Origin of the sequence: Paenibacillus sp. PAMC21692, assembly GCF_014303795.1 — a bacterium.
Classification (GTDB): Bacteria; Bacillota; Bacilli; order Paenibacillales; family Paenibacillaceae; genus Pristimantibacillus; species Pristimantibacillus agaridevorans.
Genome location: NZ_CP060293.1, coordinates 7187206 through 7204969 on the forward strand (window position 1 = coordinate 7187206; position 17764 = coordinate 7204969).

At 52.6% G+C, this 17764-nt stretch carries 6 protein-coding genes; 1 reads left to right on the top strand and 5 read right to left on the bottom strand.

What is annotated here, in order from left to right:
- Nucleotides 1-124: 124 nt before the first annotated feature.
- The 4 genes from H7F31_RS28910 to H7F31_RS28925 form a co-directional block, all read right to left on the bottom strand.
- Entirely contained in the window at nucleotides 125-5125 is a 5001-nt protein-coding gene (locus H7F31_RS28910) for an S-layer homology domain-containing protein (protein WP_187101633.1), read from the bottom strand.
- A 635-nt stretch (nucleotides 5126-5760) separates the two neighbouring features.
- The gene (locus H7F31_RS28915) at nucleotides 5761-10881 is read right to left on the bottom strand and encodes an S-layer homology domain-containing protein (RefSeq protein WP_187101634.1); all 5121 of its coding nucleotides are present in this window, start codon (nucleotides 10879-10881) and stop codon (nucleotides 5761-5763) included.
- A gap of 35 nt (nucleotides 10882-10916) precedes the next feature.
- The gene (locus H7F31_RS28920) at nucleotides 10917-13286 is read right to left on the bottom strand and encodes a helix-turn-helix domain-containing protein (RefSeq protein WP_187101635.1); all 2370 of its coding nucleotides are present in this window, start codon (nucleotides 13284-13286) and stop codon (nucleotides 10917-10919) included.
- Nucleotides 13287-13304: 18 nt separating this feature from the next.
- Nucleotides 13305-14900 carry an extracellular solute-binding protein gene (locus H7F31_RS28925; protein ID WP_187101636.1) on the bottom strand — a complete coding sequence of 532 codons (1596 nt, stop codon included), beginning with the start codon at nucleotides 14898-14900 and terminating at the stop codon, nucleotides 13305-13307.
- Nucleotides 14901-15221: 321 nt separating this feature from the next.
- Here H7F31_RS28925 and H7F31_RS28930 point away from each other — a divergent pair, with 321 nt between their 5' ends.
- Nucleotides 15222-16970 (top strand): hypothetical protein, encoded by a 1749-nt coding sequence (locus H7F31_RS28930; protein WP_187101637.1) that lies wholly within the window; start codon nucleotides 15222-15224, stop codon nucleotides 16968-16970.
- 165 nt (nucleotides 16971-17135) lie between these two features.
- Here H7F31_RS28930 and H7F31_RS28935 read toward each other — a convergent pair whose 3' ends face one another.
- Entirely contained in the window at nucleotides 17136-17672 is a 537-nt protein-coding gene (locus H7F31_RS28935; RefSeq protein ID WP_087565846.1) for a pyridoxamine 5'-phosphate oxidase family protein, read from the bottom strand.
- Between the last annotated feature and the right edge of the window lie 92 nt (nucleotides 17673-17764).

The following is a 17764-nucleotide window of genomic DNA, read 5'->3' on the forward strand; positions in this document are numbered from 1 at the left end:
CCAGACCGGAACGGCAGCATGTGCCTGACGCAAAAACGCTCACGTCAATGACGGTGATGAAAACACCGGCACAGAACGTGAGCGTTACTATCGGACGAGTCCGATTCGCAAATGATGAGAGATTTTAATCGATAAATTCGACATATTGCAAAAACCGCCTTAACATCACAGCGGCTTGCGCTCGAGTCGCAAAGTTAGAAGGCGCAAATAAATCATCTGCCATGCCCGAGATGATGCCTGCGTTTACGGCTTGAGCAACCGCCGCTTTGGCCCATGGGGATATAGTCGCATGATCCTCGAATTTGTCCAGAACAGTCGGCGCTTGATCGGGATGGATCGGGGCATAGCCCAAAACCGCCAATGCATTACTCAGCATAACGGCCATCTGTTCTCTTGTAATAAAGCGGTCTGGCGCAAATTCATTCTCCGTAACCCCCTTGGCCAATCCAGCCCTGACGCCTGCTTCAATGGCCGCCGCATGCCAATCCCCTTGGGCTACATCATGGAAGATGGCGCTCTGCGCGGATTGCCCGACATTCAAGCCCAAACCGCGCACCAGCAAGGAAGTAAATTCGGCTCTTGTAATTGAGCTGTTCGGCGCAAATTCAGTAGCGGATACTCCGTTTACAATAAGTTTGGACGCCAGCAGTTCCACGGATGTTTTCGCCCAGTGACTGTCAAGATCGGAATAGGATTTATTATCGGCTTCCATAATCGCGTAGATGCTGTTGTGCGGTACTTTGATCGCCATTTCCGGCGTACCGTCATCCCTTGCTCTGGTCACGGCCGGTGCAAAGGTCAGCGTTCCCGTAGCGGGATCGTACAAGACGGCAACGATAGGTCCGTCTGAGCGGCCCTCGTCCAGCACGATGGCGCGAACGATATATACCCCGCCAAAATCCCTGATTTCCTCGATTCGCCCATCAGACGAAACGGTCACCTCATAACTAACGGCATGACTGATCCGTTTAAGACCTGCGTTGTTCGCGGCACGCTCCAGCGACTCTTTTTGTTGTCCGGCAATTTGTGCGATCGCTATATTCACATGTGTGGCAGACGGCTCCAAGGGCAAAGCTTTAACCTGCAGCTCATAGCTTGAAGCGTTTAATCTGACTTCAAATGTGGCGGCGGGATAGGCCGCCTTCAACTTGAACAGCGAAGAAGCGGGAAACTGCACTTGCACGGCCTGTTCAGAATCGTCGACTACTATGGAGACAAACGTTCCAGCCGCCTTGCCAAGCGCATCAAGCACCCGTTCAAGGATTTTGTCAGTCAATTCGACATGCTCGACAACAGTGCCGTCATCAAGCGTTTTCTTGCTGATGATCGAAGAATCAACAATCAGTTGAATACCGAAATCCGTATAATTCAACTGCAGTTCCTGGTTTTTGATGGGCACAGGATAGAAGACAGGGTTCCAGATATTCGATATCCGAATTTCCGCCACCGCTTCATTCCCTGCCGCGTCCTTTACATACACGGTATAAACGTCATTTTCCGTAACGATAAACAACCCATCGGTCATGATATCGGTTCCGCTCGTCCCGTCGGCGAAATCGGCGACGGAGCGGCTCCCCGGCATCCAATTCAGTTTCGTAATCCAATTGATATCGCCATGAGCCTCAGCCAAGGCGCTTACTGAAACGGACCGGCTCCCTTCTGCGAGAGTGGGAGTCAAGGATATTTGCGGCAACGTTTTAATGATATTGCCAATCTCGATTGTCGCAACGAAGCTGTTCCCCGCTTCGTCCTGTGCGAAAACCGAATATGTGCCGTTGGCGTCCGCCCGGAAGCTATCCTCGCTCAGCTCAATGCCTTCTTCTGCAAAATACGCCTTGGTTCTCAGCCCTTCCGCCCACTTTACCGCTGCAATAGCGCTGCCCGTGCCGTCTGCATTCACCGTTATTGCGATGGCTTCGTTGGTCGGCACAGTATTCGCAGGCTCCTGCGTTAACAAGATTTCCGGCCGGACAGCATCGATAACAATGCCCGTTGTCGCCCTTGTCGGCAAATTCCGCTGAACGGCAATATCCGTATCCGCAACATGGATTTCGGCTCCGTCCGGCAGTCCGATTTCCGTTCCGATTTCAATTGCGTTGTCATAGGCCAAGCCTTCCTGCACGTCATACGTAAAGATCAGCTTGTTTCGTTCGCCGGCAGGCTGCCCGGCATAAACGGCGTAAACGGTGGTGGCATCCGCCCCTTCGCCGATCATTACAGGAATCGTTGGCGCTCCTGCGACATCCACATTGCCTGCGTAGCTCACAATAAACGTCAATGTATCGCCGATGCCGTAATAACCTGCTGCCGGCACATCAAACCCGGTCAACTGCGTCATTCCGGCAACGATATTGTCAATCTCGATTGTCGCAACCGCGTTATTGCCTGCTTCATCTTTTGCAAATACCGAATAGGTTCCGTTCTCGTTCGTCTGAAAGCTGTCTCCGATCAGCACAGTGCCTTCTGTGGCAAAATACTCCGGCGCTCTCAGTCCTTTCGCCCACTTTTTCGCTGTTAATGCGCTGCCCGTGCCGTCCGCTTCTACTTGTACTTCAACAAAATCGATCGTTGGCACTGAAGGCTGCTTCGTTAACGTAATCTCCGGACGGACGGCATCGATAACAATGCCCGTTGTCGCCTTTGTCGGCAAATTGCGCTGAACGGCGATATCCGTACCCGCAACATGGATTTCGGCTCCATCCGGCAGTCCGATCTCCGTTCCGATCTCAATGTCGTTGTCATAGGCCAGGCCCTCCTGCACGACATACGTAAAGAGCAGCTTGTTTCGTTGACCTACTGGCTGTCCGGCATAAACGGCGTAAACGGTGGTGGCGTCCGCCCCTTCTCCGATCATTACAGGAATCGTTGGCGCTCCTGTGACATCCACATCCACATCCACTCCATAGCCGACCGTGAAAGCAAGCGTATTTCCGATACCGTACAAACCGGCTTCAGGTACTTCAAAGTCGATTAATTCCGGGGCGGGAACCTCAATAATTAGCCGATATTCACCGTCAGGCCTGCCGATGACGCCTGTCGTTGTCACCACAATCTCATTGCTTCCGACTGCAACGACCATCTGCTCCGAGACCGACTCCGTTGTGCCGATTGTCACCTTTGCATTGGAATCGGCCGGAGCCGTCGTAATCGTAACGGAATTCGTATAACGATCGGCCAACAATTCGTATACGCCTTGATTCGGCGAGAAAGCGCCGGAAGTCCAGGTCAATTCGGCATCGCCGGCTGTTGCTGCCAATGATTGAAGCTTCACGGCATCAAAGCTGTCGACAAACATCGGATAAGTGGTGCCTTTAATCATGGCCCAGCTATCGTCCCAATCCCAGCCCTCATAAGTCGCGGGAAGCTTCATGTCCGCCGTTGATTTTCCTTCGCCGCCGCCGGAAATCAAGAGCGAGCCGATTTCGGCATCCCAGTACGAATCGTCGACGACCCCTGAAGTGGTTCCGCCAATCAGCCCGCCCGTATGCGCGTTGCCGCTCACGTGCCCTGCGGCATAGGTAAAGGTCACGTTAGCCGCTCCGCTGTTTAACCCGACTAAGCCTCCAACATGCTCATCTCCGGCAACGTTGCCCTTTACATAAGCGTTCGAGATGATTCCCGTATTGCTGCCGACCAGGCCGCCAACCCGGTTTCCTCCCGATATAGCCGCATTCTCGAGGCCAATATTGCGGATGCTTCCCGAAGAGGCTCCGAATAATCCGGCGTAGTCATCCGAGCTGTCGACGGTCAAGTGGCGAATGACATGCCTGTTGCCTTCAAAAGTCCCCGCAAACGGTTGACCGCCGTCTCCGATCGGGTTCCAGTCCAGACCTGCCAAATCCAAATCGTTCATTAGCTCATAGATGCCGCTTAACGCATAAGGAGCGGTCCCGATCGCCGCCAGCTGAGAAGCGGTCGTGATGCGGTGGGCGTAATCTATTCCGTCCTCGCGAATCACTTGAAGCGTATAGGCTGTTTCGAACGGATTAGCATCGGCTCCTGGTACGGCTACGTCGGTCGAAACCGTGATTTCGACGTTGTTTGCGCCGGGAACCAGAGAAATGACTTTCGAGTCCAAATCCTCGCCGTCGATCAATACGTTTGCGCGGCTGCTGCCGGAGGATGCCGCCACCTTCACGCTATCCACTTCGCCTGTTACCCGGCTCGAATACGTCGCTATATGGGGGGCGAACTCCGGCTCGTATACCATTTCGCCATCGTTGATCGCCAGCTCGTCCAGCACGATCTGATCCAGCGTGGTGCGATGCATCGGGAAGGTCATGCCCTCCAGAATGCCCCATTGTCCCTGCGCGGAGAAGTCCCACGAGAGGAAGCTGGCTGCATGCTTCATTTGCGATGTTGTCAAACCTGTTCCAATCTCGGAAGTGCCGGTCAAGCTGCTATTGTAGTAGGATTCCGTTATGCTGATGTTGGATCCTTGCTTGTGGCCGACGAGCGCTCCGACTTGACTTGACTCGGGACCGGTTACTATAGCGGAAACGTAAGAAGAAAGAATCTGGCTGGGCGCTGTGGGAACTCCAGTGCCATAACCGGCCAATCCGCCGATATTTTGCACGCCTTTCACGGTTCCGGTGACATAGACATTTTCGATTGACGAACCATTAAATTGTCCTGTCAATCCACCGACATTGCTTGTCCCCCCGGTTCCCAAAACATTTACGTTGATCAAACCCACGTTTCGAATCGTGGCTTTTAATATGGAACCAAAAAATCCGACCGCGCTTGAGCCGTGAATGATTTTCAGGTTGGAGATCGTATAACCATTTCCGTTAAACGAACCCCTGAATGAATTCATTTCGATTCCGCTTCCCCCAATCGGCTCCCAGCCATCCCCGTCATTGTATCCTGCGCCCGTCGGGCTTAAATAGTCTGACAAATCGATATCTGCGCCAAGCGCATAATGCCCCGCCAGATTATTCCGCATTGCATCAAGCCCGGGGGCGTCCGTAATGATAGCCGGACATGCGGCGCTGGATCCTGGCGTTACGCCGTCGCAAGCAGAAGCCGACACGCGCCTTTCCGGACCAAAAGGCAACGCAACGGTCGTGAATAAAAAGACAACCAAAAACCTAGCTAGCCATTTGCGATTCAAATTACTTTTCATTGTTCCCCTCCAAGTATGTTGTTCCAAACAAACATGACTTGGGACTGCTAGAGTCTACCATATTCCGCCGCTACGTCAGGATGTGTGTCTAGTAATCCCGTTTTTAAAACTAAATCCAATTATACTATATTCTAGAATTGCTTAGCACGATAAAATGGCAAGGGAGCTGTCCGAGAAGTGAACGTTTAAGGTAGCCCCGTTGTCCTTTTGGCTCGATTATATGGGTAGGTTTGTTCAAACGTGTATGAAAATTCATACACAATCCACCAGATAGGTCGGCACCTGGCCAAACGTGTATGAAAATTCATACACAATCCACCAGATAGGTCGGCACCTGGCCAAACGTGTATGAAAATTCATATACAATTCACCAAATAGGCCGGTATCTGGTCAAACGTGTATGAAAATTCATATACAATTCACCAAACTGGCCTGCACCTGGCAAATGACTATCCAATAAATCAATGAAAACGGAGCGCTGGACGCCCCGTTTTGGTTGAATGTTAAGTGGCAGGCATCTACCGCGCCATTTTCCTGAAAAAGCAGGTACACAAAAAAGTTGGACGGAAGACATACCGCCCAACTTTTTATTTTTGAGGCTTATTGGACAGCCCCGATTCGTTTGCTTTCGCGTATTATTCCAGATCCAAAAGTCGAATCAGCAGTACGCAGCCCTCGGCTCGCGTCAGCGGTTCGAGAGGCGCGAACCGCTTGGCGCCGCGTCCCTGTAGCAAACCATTCGCTACAGCGACTTGGACCGAATCCATCGCCCAATCGGGGATCTGCTGCGCATCGTCAAAGTTATGATGAGTCACATCATTCGCAGGATCGGCAAGTTTACCGGCATATTTCGCGGCCCTGACAAGCATAACCGCCATTTCCGCACGGCTGATTTCCCGCGCTCCCCTATACGTGCCGTCTTCGTAGCCCTTTAACAACCCTGCTTCGACCGCGCTGTATACGCCGGAACGCGCCCATTCCGGCAGTTGCCCGTCATCCGCGAATGGAACGGCAGCGCCGCTCTCCGGAAGCTCCAAAGCCCGTGCAAGCATAACGGCAAATTGCTGGCGCGTCACCTTATGCTCCGGTCGGAAGGTTCCGTCTTCGTATCCGTTTACAATGTTGTGCTTAGCCGCCAGCCTGATGGCATCAGCTGCCCAGTGCCCCGCAATGTCTTGCCACTCCGGAAAATTCTCCGCTTCCTCCGTGCCATTGCCGGATTGTTCAGTTCCTTCGGCTTCTTCGGCACCATTGTCCTCATCATCATTTGAATTGCCTTGCTCACCGCTGCCGTTCCCGTTTCCGTGGCCATTTCCATTGCCGCCGCCTGATTGCTCTTCCTCCGCCGTCACTTCGAGCAAATAAGGCGTCAGCGGCTCCAATACGATAGCTGTACCACCCAGCGATTCTCCGCTTATCAACTCCTTAATCGAGTCGATCTCATAAGGGGCATCGAGCGTAACCGTAACGGGCCCTTCCGAATAGTTGACGATATTGACCAGCGTGCGGTCATTATATTCGGCCGATTGCCAATGCACGCCGTAGACGGGTTCATCTGAGGCAGCGGATGCGTCGTTTAACATAATGCCGGTCAATTCCAGATCATCCAGCACCGGCAGCAGCGCCGAACGAATCGCTTGCGCGGATGAACTCGCCGCCAGCGCTGCATCCGCTCTGTCGAATACGCCGGTACGAACGCCGGTCGACAGCAATTGATCATGTTCGTTGCGAGACAGCGCGTTTTCGCCGATCACGATCACGCGGCCCCCGTTGCTGCTGAATTCGGAAATTTCATCGAGCGTGCTCGCCTGCACATGCGTTGCATTGGGCACGATCAGCAGCCGATACGGATCCAGCCCACCTGCGGCAATCTGCTTCTCAGACACAAAACGAACATGCTGGCCGCTATAGACCAAAGCTTCATAAGCGCCATACAACGCATAATAATACTCCTGAGTGTACAGCCCGGACGGCCAGGCATACAAAATGGCCGCCTCCGCCGGAGCATTCTGCAAAGTGGTCACTTCATGCGCCAGCCGATTTAAATCATGATTGGTGCGGCCGATATCGGCGACAACATCCGGCCTGTGCAACAGACTGCCAGCAAAATCGCTGGTTGGATCGTACGTGCGCTCCCATACCCAGTTCGTGGACGCTGTCTTGCCATGCACCGCACCCTGCCACAGCACCGCTCGCACTCGCTGCGCCTGTATCGCGGTGTAGTCGTTGTCGCCATCCTTGATAAAATGATGCTCCGAATTAAAGATCGGCGCCGGATTGAACGAACGCTGCATATCATAGAAACCAAGCTCGCGAATAAAACCTTCCGCGCCGGAAGAAATCAGATTATAGGCATCATTGCCATTAATATCGCTTAATTCGGAGAACATCTCGTAATCGATTCCCCAATCCAGACTGTTCTGCAAGGACGCCATCACTTTGACTTGAACGGGAAGATCCGGGGCGATTTCATGAATAATGTCCGCCATCCATTGATGCCATTCGGCAAAAAGTTTGTTATTTAACACAATCCAGTCATAAACTATCGGTTTGCCTTCGATATTTTGAGGCATCTGCACCTCGCCAAAGGAAGCGTAAGACGAACTATAGGCTGCGTTTAGAAGCCCAATGTCGTTATCGTACAGCTCCCTCAGATAATCCTGCCAGATCGGCGCATAATACGCATCGCGGTCCGTCTGGAATACCGGTTCGTTGCTTATAGTTACACTGTGCAACGACTTAAAATCTTTGACCTGCGGAATCACATAACGCAAATATTGTTCGATTATCTCCTCGGCAAACGGATGCGAATAAATAAATTTAATAAATCCGTTGCTGTTGCTCCTCACCTCCGGATGATTGTTTAATAAAAATTCCGGGAAATAATGCGGCGACAACAGCAAGTTGACTGCAATATCCTGCTCTTCCGCCATCGCAAGCACGTTAAGCACGTTGGCCTCCAAATTCCTGCCGGTCAAGAAATAATCAGCGTCGGGATCTACGCCGTCAAAGTTCGGCAACATTTCGAATCCGGGATTCAACAACAGATTTTCGGCAGCGTCGGTCTTCACCATCGACAGATCGTCGATCCAGATCGTTTGCGCATTTTCGGACAAAATGATCAAGGTAAAGACGGTCTCCGAAGCGCCTGTCGTATACGTATAGCTTACTTCCTGCCAGTCGTAGGTGCCGATCGGCAGCGCTTTGCGAAAATTCCAGTTGGGGCCGCCGGGGAACCAGGCTTGCTGCACGCCGTCGCCTTTCACCCACAACTTGATGGCATACGTTGTGTTCGGCTCCACCGCAACCGACTGGGATACGCTTTTATACACATTGGGCTGCTTGGGCGATTGATTGACAATTTTCAACGAATAGTTGCCGGAATGCTTGATGTCCGCATCCAGCGCAATGCTTCCCCGCGCGCTTCCGCCGGTACCGTAATCGTTAACATATCCCTCTTTTTGGACAAAAACTTTATTTGGACCGGTTTCAATTTGAATGATGTTGGCGCCATAGTCCTGGAATTTGTGCAAATCCGCGCGGACCTGGCCAAAATGACCGTAGCCGTTAAAAAATATCGGCCGTTCCTCTGCGGCTCCCGAGCTTCTGACCCTTGTATTTCCCGTATAACCGTAACCTTCGATCGATAAGGCGCCGACTTCGTCCGGCGTCGTATACCGCGGCGCGGCCAGCGGCGTCTTGCTGCCGGAGAGATAGTCCGTCAGCGCTGTTTCGGCTTCCTCCAGCAACGATTGCAGCGTATCGGCCACATATCTCGCCCGCTCCAATTGCCCGCGGCTGATGTCCGTCCGGCCATACGCAATAAAATCCTTGGCGGTCGTATATTTTACCCGTTCGTAATCTGTGGAAATAGAGTGCGATTCCGCTTCGGTCAGCAAGCTTTCCACTTCGGACAATGCCGCGTCCAATTGATTAAACCTCAGCTGCAGCTCCGCGGCGCTTGGCAATACCGTGATCCGTTGTCCCCGCTCCCGGATTTTTTCGTCCCCAGGGCTTGTTGCGACAACATCCAGCTGATACTGTCCTTGCGTATTGAATTGAACCTGTCCGCTTTCGATCCAGATCTTTCCTGGCGGAACGCTCGCCTCCTTGTCCAGTCCGATCTCGGGCGATTGCAAGCGCACGGTGACGGAGGTCGTGCCGTAATTGGGCACAAATATTTTATAAGGTATGCTTTGGCCGGACTCCGCTTCCTTAAGCGTCTCCATCCATAAGCTCCATTTGTCGCCTGCGGGTACGGCATCCAGTTGTGCAAGTTGATTGCCGTCCTTCACTCTCCCTATCCCGGATGTCCATTCTATCCAGCCCCGTCGGCCGCTGCCGTCATTGTCATTGATCACCATGGAGAAATGAAATGACTCTCTAAAGCCCGCTTCGCCGTAGATGGCCGCCCACGGAATAGCCGCTTCGTAATAAGTACTGTCGTCTGTCCGGCTAACATCATAATTGACGCTGCTCTTGTCCATTGTTGCGCCGCCGTTGTTCCAGCGCCAGATTTGCGGCTGGTTGCCCGCCGCCAAATTAAAGCCGTATTCGGGACCGTACACTCCGTTGTCGCCAAAGCCGATTTGCACGCTGTCTCCCGACCACATATCCGCATTGGCAACCGGATGATGGACGTTGTCCCTCACCTTTACCGCCATGTAGAAATATTGCTCGTTATATGCAAACTTTGCCTCTGCCGATAAATCCTCCGCACCGCCGTACCCGGCGATCTGGGTTTGCTCCGGCCTGGAAGGATGCGGCAACGAAATGCCCGTAAATGCTCCCCAGCTCTCCCAATGATCCGGCTCTCCGCTCAATGCCATATCCTCGGCATAAAAAATCGGCATATGCGTCCGACCTCCAAATCCCGCCGCAAAATCGGACCATTGCTCCAAATGAACCCCAATAACATATTGAAACACAGCTTCCTCGCTGTCGATCATGCCCGGCATCGAAGCAATCGCGCGAATCGTCGTGTTTTCATGTATCGCGATAGGACCGGAATAAAGCAGACGGGTAGCCGAGTCCAGCGGGTCGCTATTATCCATCGTATAAACAATGTCGGCTCCCGCCGTCGCAGTGCTTAACGTCACCTCGGTTCCCTCCGGCACCGTCCCAGAAGGCATTGAAGCGCTTACGCCATCAACTTTAAGCACCTCAAAACCGCCGTTTCTGATCAGATTTGGCGCATTAACATCCTCCTTCTTGCGCAAAGTCACCTCGTCGATCCATACTGCATCCGCATAGTTCTCGATCAGGATCCGAACGGTAAGCTTATTCTGATTGGAAGCTGTCTTAATCGATTTGCTGACCGGCTTCCAATCGAAAGTTCCGCTGCCTGCTCCGTCCCTCGATGCCCAATCAAAGCCGAAGGTGACGGCATTAACGCCATTGGTTGACTGTAAATTTTCTCCTTTAATCCGCATGTTCAATACATATTCGGTATTGGGCTCGACATCAACAGCCTGATTGATGTTAAGAAATTGATTTGATGTTCTGGGCGACGAATATTGTACATGCAACGAGTGCGAGCCGCCGTATTTCACCTGATCATCCAGCCTGTAAGCAACAACGGGCGGCGGTGAACCGCTGGTTCCGATAGACCAGTATGTCGGTTTTGCACTCTCCGTCATCGATAAAAGATTGTCCGACGCGTTAGCGCTAGCAGTTCCTGCAGGAGCCAGTACGGCTCCCACCAGCATCGCGCAGATGATCACAATAGCTGTACATCTGTCCAAAAAATTGTTCATATGCATCACAAACCTCCCCATAATAATACCTCGCTTTAAGCGCCATCTCGTATCGCAGGATTACGCTCGCGATATTCCGAAGGCGTCAGCCCGGTCAATTTTTTGAAAATGCGTACAAAGCTGTTAACGTTCGTATAGCCGACTTGCTCGGCGATATCGCGTACCTTGCCGTCTGTCGCGGACAATAACTCCTTAGCTTTGGCCAAACGAATCTCCATCACGTAATCGATAAAGTTGATCTCCGCCTTCTCTTTGAACAGCTTGCTCAGATATGGCACGCTAAGTCCGAATTCGCTCGCCAGCAAATTCAGCGACAGATCGCTGCGCATATAATTCGTCTGGATAAACACCAGCGACTGATCGATCAGATCGTTCCGCTCGCGTTGGCTTCGCTTGTCCCGGATCAGCCCGATCAATCCCGTCAGCCGATCCAGCGCGAAACGCTCCAACTCGTCCAACTGCTCGTAGCGGTTCAACATCTCATATTGGTTCAAATGATCGTACATATCCTGCTCGGGGAACAAGCTGCCGGCGTCTACGCCGATATCGACCGCATCCGTAGCGGCGCGCATCAGACATTGGACGATCAGTTGGGCGATCACCTCTGGCGGCACCTGCTGCTCGGCAAATGATACGAACCAGCGGGCAAGCTGCGCTTTCAGCATCTCCCCGTCGGCAGCTTTTACGGAAGCAACGATCGTGTCGATCGATGCGAACAGCTTGTAGTAGCGCGGACTTTGTTCATTTACAATATCGTCCATTGTGATAATGGCGTTGCCGCCCAACACCAGCTTGTATCGCAGCGCTTCGCAGGATTCCCGGTACTTAGCGGCAATATCGCCCGGCGAATGCGCTACATTGCCGATGCCGATCGTAATCGTCCGCCGGAAATATTCCTGCACGAATTGCTTGAGCAAATCGGCTACCGTAACAGCGCGCATAATATAACGCTGATCGTCATCCCCTTCGTCAAAGCTCATAATAATCGCTGCTTTGCCGTGCTCCAGCTCGGCGGCAATTCCTTTGCTCTCTGCATTCACCAACTCCTCCGCCGCATTGCAAAGAGCATACGTATACAGACGTACATCGCGTTGCGAGGGGATTGCACTCTTGTTGTCCAGCTCGATACTCATCACGACGAAGCGGCTGCCATATAAACGGATATTGAACATATCCTCGTACGTTTGCAGCATTTCAGTACTTTTGCGGCGGCCCGACAGCAGCTCGGCAACGAGTTGCAATTTGATAAACGGTTTGCCCTCCGACACCTGCCGCGACAGTTCCTCGCGATCGGTAAGTATCCCCTGTACCGTATGCTCCAAATAATGAAAGTCGTCCGTATAGCGCCGGCCAGCCATCCCCGCTTCCGCCGACTTCTGCTGCCCCGTCAGTTTGGAGCGTACGCCCCGCACAAAACGATTGATCGGAAGGTAGATCCATCTTCCGGCGAAGGCCGTCGAAGCGGCGGCGATGACAAACAGCAGGAGCGACAAGCCGATCAGCGTATTGCGGATAACGCTCATTTGTTGCGACATCTGCGACGCCGGAATGACGCGCACGATCCGCCAGCCGGTATAATCCGATTCCATATAGAACACCCAGGACGGCTGCCCGTCAATCCGCGCCGCAAAATAACCGCTTGCGGCATCGCTGCCGAATATCCCCCTCACGAACGGTAATTCGCTGATATCCTTGCCCAGACGGGTTTTGTCGTCATGCAGCGCCATAACGCCTTCGCCGTCCAACACGAAGGTTTCTCCGCGGTCATCCGACTCGGTATTCCGAATCAAACTGTAGAGCAAATCCTCCTTGACATTGACAGCCACCGCGCCTTTGCGCCCGCCCGGTTGATGCACCAACGGATAAGCGCGTACCAAAGTGACTACATTGCGGTATACCGACTGGCGCGCGTTAAGCGCAATTTTGCGGGTGGTCAACCATTTGAACAAGCCGGCCTCCTCTTCGAACTCCGGAATCCAGCCAAAATCCTGAACATTATTGTTGAGGTCGGAAGACACGCTTCCGGTCAGCAGGCGCTGTTTCGTATACGAGTATAAATCCATAGAGAAGATGTATTCCATGCTGCTGGACGTGCGGTTAATTGTATTGACCACATGAAATTCGTTGTTGATATTCACATCGGCGTTTCGTCTTTCACTGAAAAAACGGACAACGGCATCATTTTTCATAAATTGAATCGCGGTTTTGTCGATATGCTGAAGCGTCAGCTCCAGCTTATGATTCTGTTGTCCGAGCAGCTCCATGTTGGTCGATATCAGCTGCTCCTTGAGCTGCTTCGTGAACAATTGATAGGAAATCGCCATCGCGGCAAAAACAAGCAGGAACAAGATGATGGACACCGCGCCCCAAGCAATCCATAACCGTCGGTTTTGCCGTATATTCATCCTCTTGTTCCCCTTTCCTCAGAAGCTTGCTTTATTCTCCTCATACCACCGCTGCGCGATTTGCTCCGCTTCCGGGCCGCCAAGACGCTCCCATTCCTTGCGAATTTCCTCTAGCGCCCATTTGCCGCTATATTTGTCCCCTTGCTGCGTAACCGCCTCCGCACGGGTTTCCCTAATAAATTGGTCAAGCGACGAACGGATATCATTGATTTCGTCGAAGTTTGGCTGATAGGGGATATCTCTGCGGAATGGATGCTTCAGCGCGGTAGTCAGCGACTCCGAGTTCAGCTTCGCGATGCGCTGCGACAACTCATCATCCGCCGCCATAATGGACAAATACTCCGGCTTGACAACTTCCTGGCGCAACACGGCGTATTCCCCTGCGTAGCCGACTTCCTTGGAAAAAATGTCCGCATCCAATTTTTTAGCTACTCCGTCCACCATTTCATAATGCACGCCTTCCTCGCCGGATACCAACGTTCTCCAGTTTTCGAACACCCAGTCCAGGTATTCGATCGCCGCTTTCGGATTGGCTGCATCCTTGCTCATGGCAACGAACATAAACGGAGCCGATTCCTGATACGAGCCATAATGTCCGTAAGGGCTGGATACCATCTCCAGCGGTACCGGCTCAGCGGCAGGTACGTTGGTCAACAGGTCGCGATTCAAGTTATCGATGTTGCCGAGCCCCCACTGTCCCATCAGAATACCTGCCCGTCCGGTCGACCACAGCTGCGCCGCGCGCTGATTGTTGCTGTCGGTCAAATATTCGCGATCGACCAGCCCTTCCTCGTACAGCTGCTTCTCAAGCTGCACCACATCGCCAAAACGATCCAGCGTAGCGCCGTATTGCATCTTGTCGTCCTCGACATACCACATATTGTTGAAAGCGCCATAACTTGCGGAATAGATGTCAAAGGAATTCTGCCCGACAATCGGCGCGATGTCGGGATAACGATCCTTAAACGCCCTCGCCACCGCAATCAATTCCTCAATTGTCGTAGGGCTCTGCATGCCAACCTCATCCAGCCAGTCCTGGCGGATCCACATCCCATGGTTGGCGATGGACGTAACCGGGCGTTTCGTTGCAACCGCATACATTTTTTCCTCGAACGTCAGATACGGCAGCAAATCCTGGTTTTCCTCCAAATATTGTTTGTAGCTTGTGCTGTATTTCTCGATATACTCTCCTATTGGCTGCAAAACCCCTTGGGTCACCAGCTTGCCGATATAGGTGTGATCATATTCCCAGATCAGATCCGGCGACTGTTTGGATGCGATCAGCACGTTAAGCGAATCCTGTGCCTGGCCGCGCGGAACCGGAACCATCGTTACATCGATGCCCGACTGCTCGCGAATCCAATCCACCCAACGGTTTTTCTCGTACGTGCCTTCGTCGCTCGATACCGCCCCCCTGTCGAAAGCGGAAATACTCACCTTGCGCGGCATAGCATCGAACGGATCGGCTTCCGGCGCGGTTGACTCGCCGGAACTTGCCGTCGGACTCGTTCCTCCTATTGGTGTGCCGGACGTGGTTTTGCCTCCGTTCGAGCATGCCGCGAGCAATACAACGACCGCAAACGCAAGCAACAGACCTTTCATTGTTTTTCTCATGCTTTGACCTCCTGCATGTATGGCGTCAAGACTGCTCCCCTTTTCCTGTTTGACATGTCGAACTGCTGCAGCGGCTCTTGTACCACGAATGTAGCACGCCGCTTGAGTGCCTGAAACCTCCACTTTTTACCTTGCTATTCCATGCGTCACCTATGCGGACATTCTTTTTTTGAGATGATATTCCTTTTTTTCGATGAAGGACATGCAACGACGCGCGAACTAGAAAGGCGTACCCGGCAAAAAGTGAAACTTTCGGGCCGGAAACATCCGTGTTACTTTGATGTGGAAACGTTTATCATGCAGAAGGGATGCGAAACGCCAATGAGCTTAAGCGAAACAACAGAGGGTTACCCATCGGCCAAAGAGGAATTGGAGCTGTTAAAGAGAAGCGTCTCCATGCTGGAGAGCGAGTTTAATCCGGAGCTAAATCTGTTACGCGTCAAATATCACACCAACGGGTATCACACCATGCTGACCGGCGTGGAATACGTCCATTCAACACGCGCTTCCGTCGAATACGCGCTAGCCCTGCTCGATACCGGGCTGCCGGAATATGAGGCGAAAGCCTTCAAGATTATTGAACAAATCATATCCCTGCAGGACTGCGACCCGTCGCGCGATACGTACGGCATCTGGTCGTACTATTATGAAGAACCGCTGGACAAGATGGCACCGCCGGATTGGAACTGGGCCGACTTTATCGGCAAGGTGCTGGTGATGATCGCGATTCGTCATGGCGAGCGGCTGCCGGAGATGTTGGCGGGGCGGCTGCAGGAGGCTGTCTATCACGCCTGCGAATCCATTATTCGCCGTAATATGGGGCCGCATTATACCAATATTGCCATTATGGGCTCCTTCGTCGCGATTGCCGCCGGAGAGCAATTCGGGCATAGAGGCTATCTGGAATATGGTTTGGGGAAATTCGAAGCTTTTCATGCCTATACGAGAAGATTAAACACGTTCCAGGAGTACAATAGTCCGACTTATACCGTAGTCGCCATTATCGAGCTTTCCAAAATCCGATCCTATTGCCGATCCCCGCGCGCTATTGCTATCGCCGACGAAATGCTCCGACTGGCATGGACGATGGCGGGAGAGCATTATCACCCGGCTACTGGGCAATGGTCGGGCCCGCACAGCCGTTGTTACCACACGCTGCTCACCGATGCAACTCACGCCTTCCTCCGGCGTTGTCTTGGCAAGGAATGGACGGAACTAGCCGCAGACTATCCGGTTCATTTGCTGGAATGGCATCGCTCCGGCGCCAGCTGTCCCGACGACTTGCGCAGCCTGTTCCAAGAACCTGCCGACAGGGAACTGCGGGAAATCTATTATCGCGGAGAAGACGGATACGAAAAGACCGGCACGACATGGATGACGCCCTCCTATTCGGTCGACTCCGCCAGCAAGGAAGTCATGTGGAATCAGCGCCGGAACCTGCTGATCTACATGGACAACGGCGGCAAGCCCGCTTATGCGTCGCTGCGAATGCTGCACGATGGATACGACTTCTCCGCGCCGGTGCTGACGGCGGTTCAGGACAAAGGCCATGTGTTATGCGGCATGCAATTTTCGGTTAACGGAGGTGATACGCATATCGGGTTGGACCGGATCAATGGCTCGATTCAAGCCGAAGATTTGCGCCTACGCCTGGAATTCGGCGGCGCCTTGGAAGGCATGGAGCTTAATGCCGCGCAGGAACACGCCGTATTGACGATCGGCGGCACTCGCGTATCGCTGTCGTTGCTCTCGCTGGTGTTTGACGGCGATGTTCCCGAGGTGGAACCCAAGTGGACGGTGACGCGCGAGGGAGACTTGCTTGCTCTGGATCTGTTGTTGTACAGCGGCTCCAGACGGCTCATCGACTTCGCGGGCATGCGGCGCGCGGGCATCTGCTTTGCCGTGTCTGCCGAGGCTGCGGAAGCGGCAACCGCGCATGACCTGGCCGGGATGGAAGCCTCCGCGGATGAAACAGACCTAAGAGCCGACTGGTCTCCTGCCGGTCGCAGGCTGTCGATGATGCTGCCACTCAAGCCCGATCGTGTGGAGACGCTTCGCGGGCAACAGTAAAATGCATCCCACTTGGGAAAAATCGAAATGGCGGTTACAGGGATGTTCACCCTGTAACCGCCATTTCGACTGATGGGATATTATGGACCACAAGGACAACGGCAACTCACGTTGTCCTTGATAAAAAAACCGCGGCAACCCACGTTGTCCTTGATAAAAAACCGCCTATACCGTTTTTCCTGGCTTGAACATTTTCCCTTCTTCAAGTTGATTTTCTTTCGCCGTGATTTGATGGGGATCAATTCGGTATACCCGAACCGGACCCCCAAATACTGTTGATCGATATTTGTCCACATGCTGCTGGGGAAGCGGTCGATTGTAGTACCCGGGAACATACTTATCAATCATTTCTTGCAGCATACGTGTTGCTTCATCCAGATCGTCGACGGGATGTGCCTTGCCAAAAATCATCACGCTCATATATGCGGTGTCCGTCTTGGCTGGTACGGGATCTGTAATTGTCCCGTATTCTTCACTAACCGTAAAACAAACCTCGGGATTTGCTTCCATAACCTGATTTCGTCGCCCGCCTGCGGCCCCATGAAAATATAGCTTCCCGTTTGTCCAAACAAAGTTAAGCGGAACAACATACGGCAAATGACCGTCGGCCATGCCCAAGTGTCCAATTCGGACTTGTCGAAGAAATGCCTCGATTTTATCCTTGTCCAGCACTTCTCTTATTTTGTAACGTACCCCGTCCATTTGTTCACTCCTCGAATTGAAGTATTGAGTAAGTTTATCAATTATTGGAGTGAATAGAAATGTCCATAACTATACAAATGGAGCAATCCATA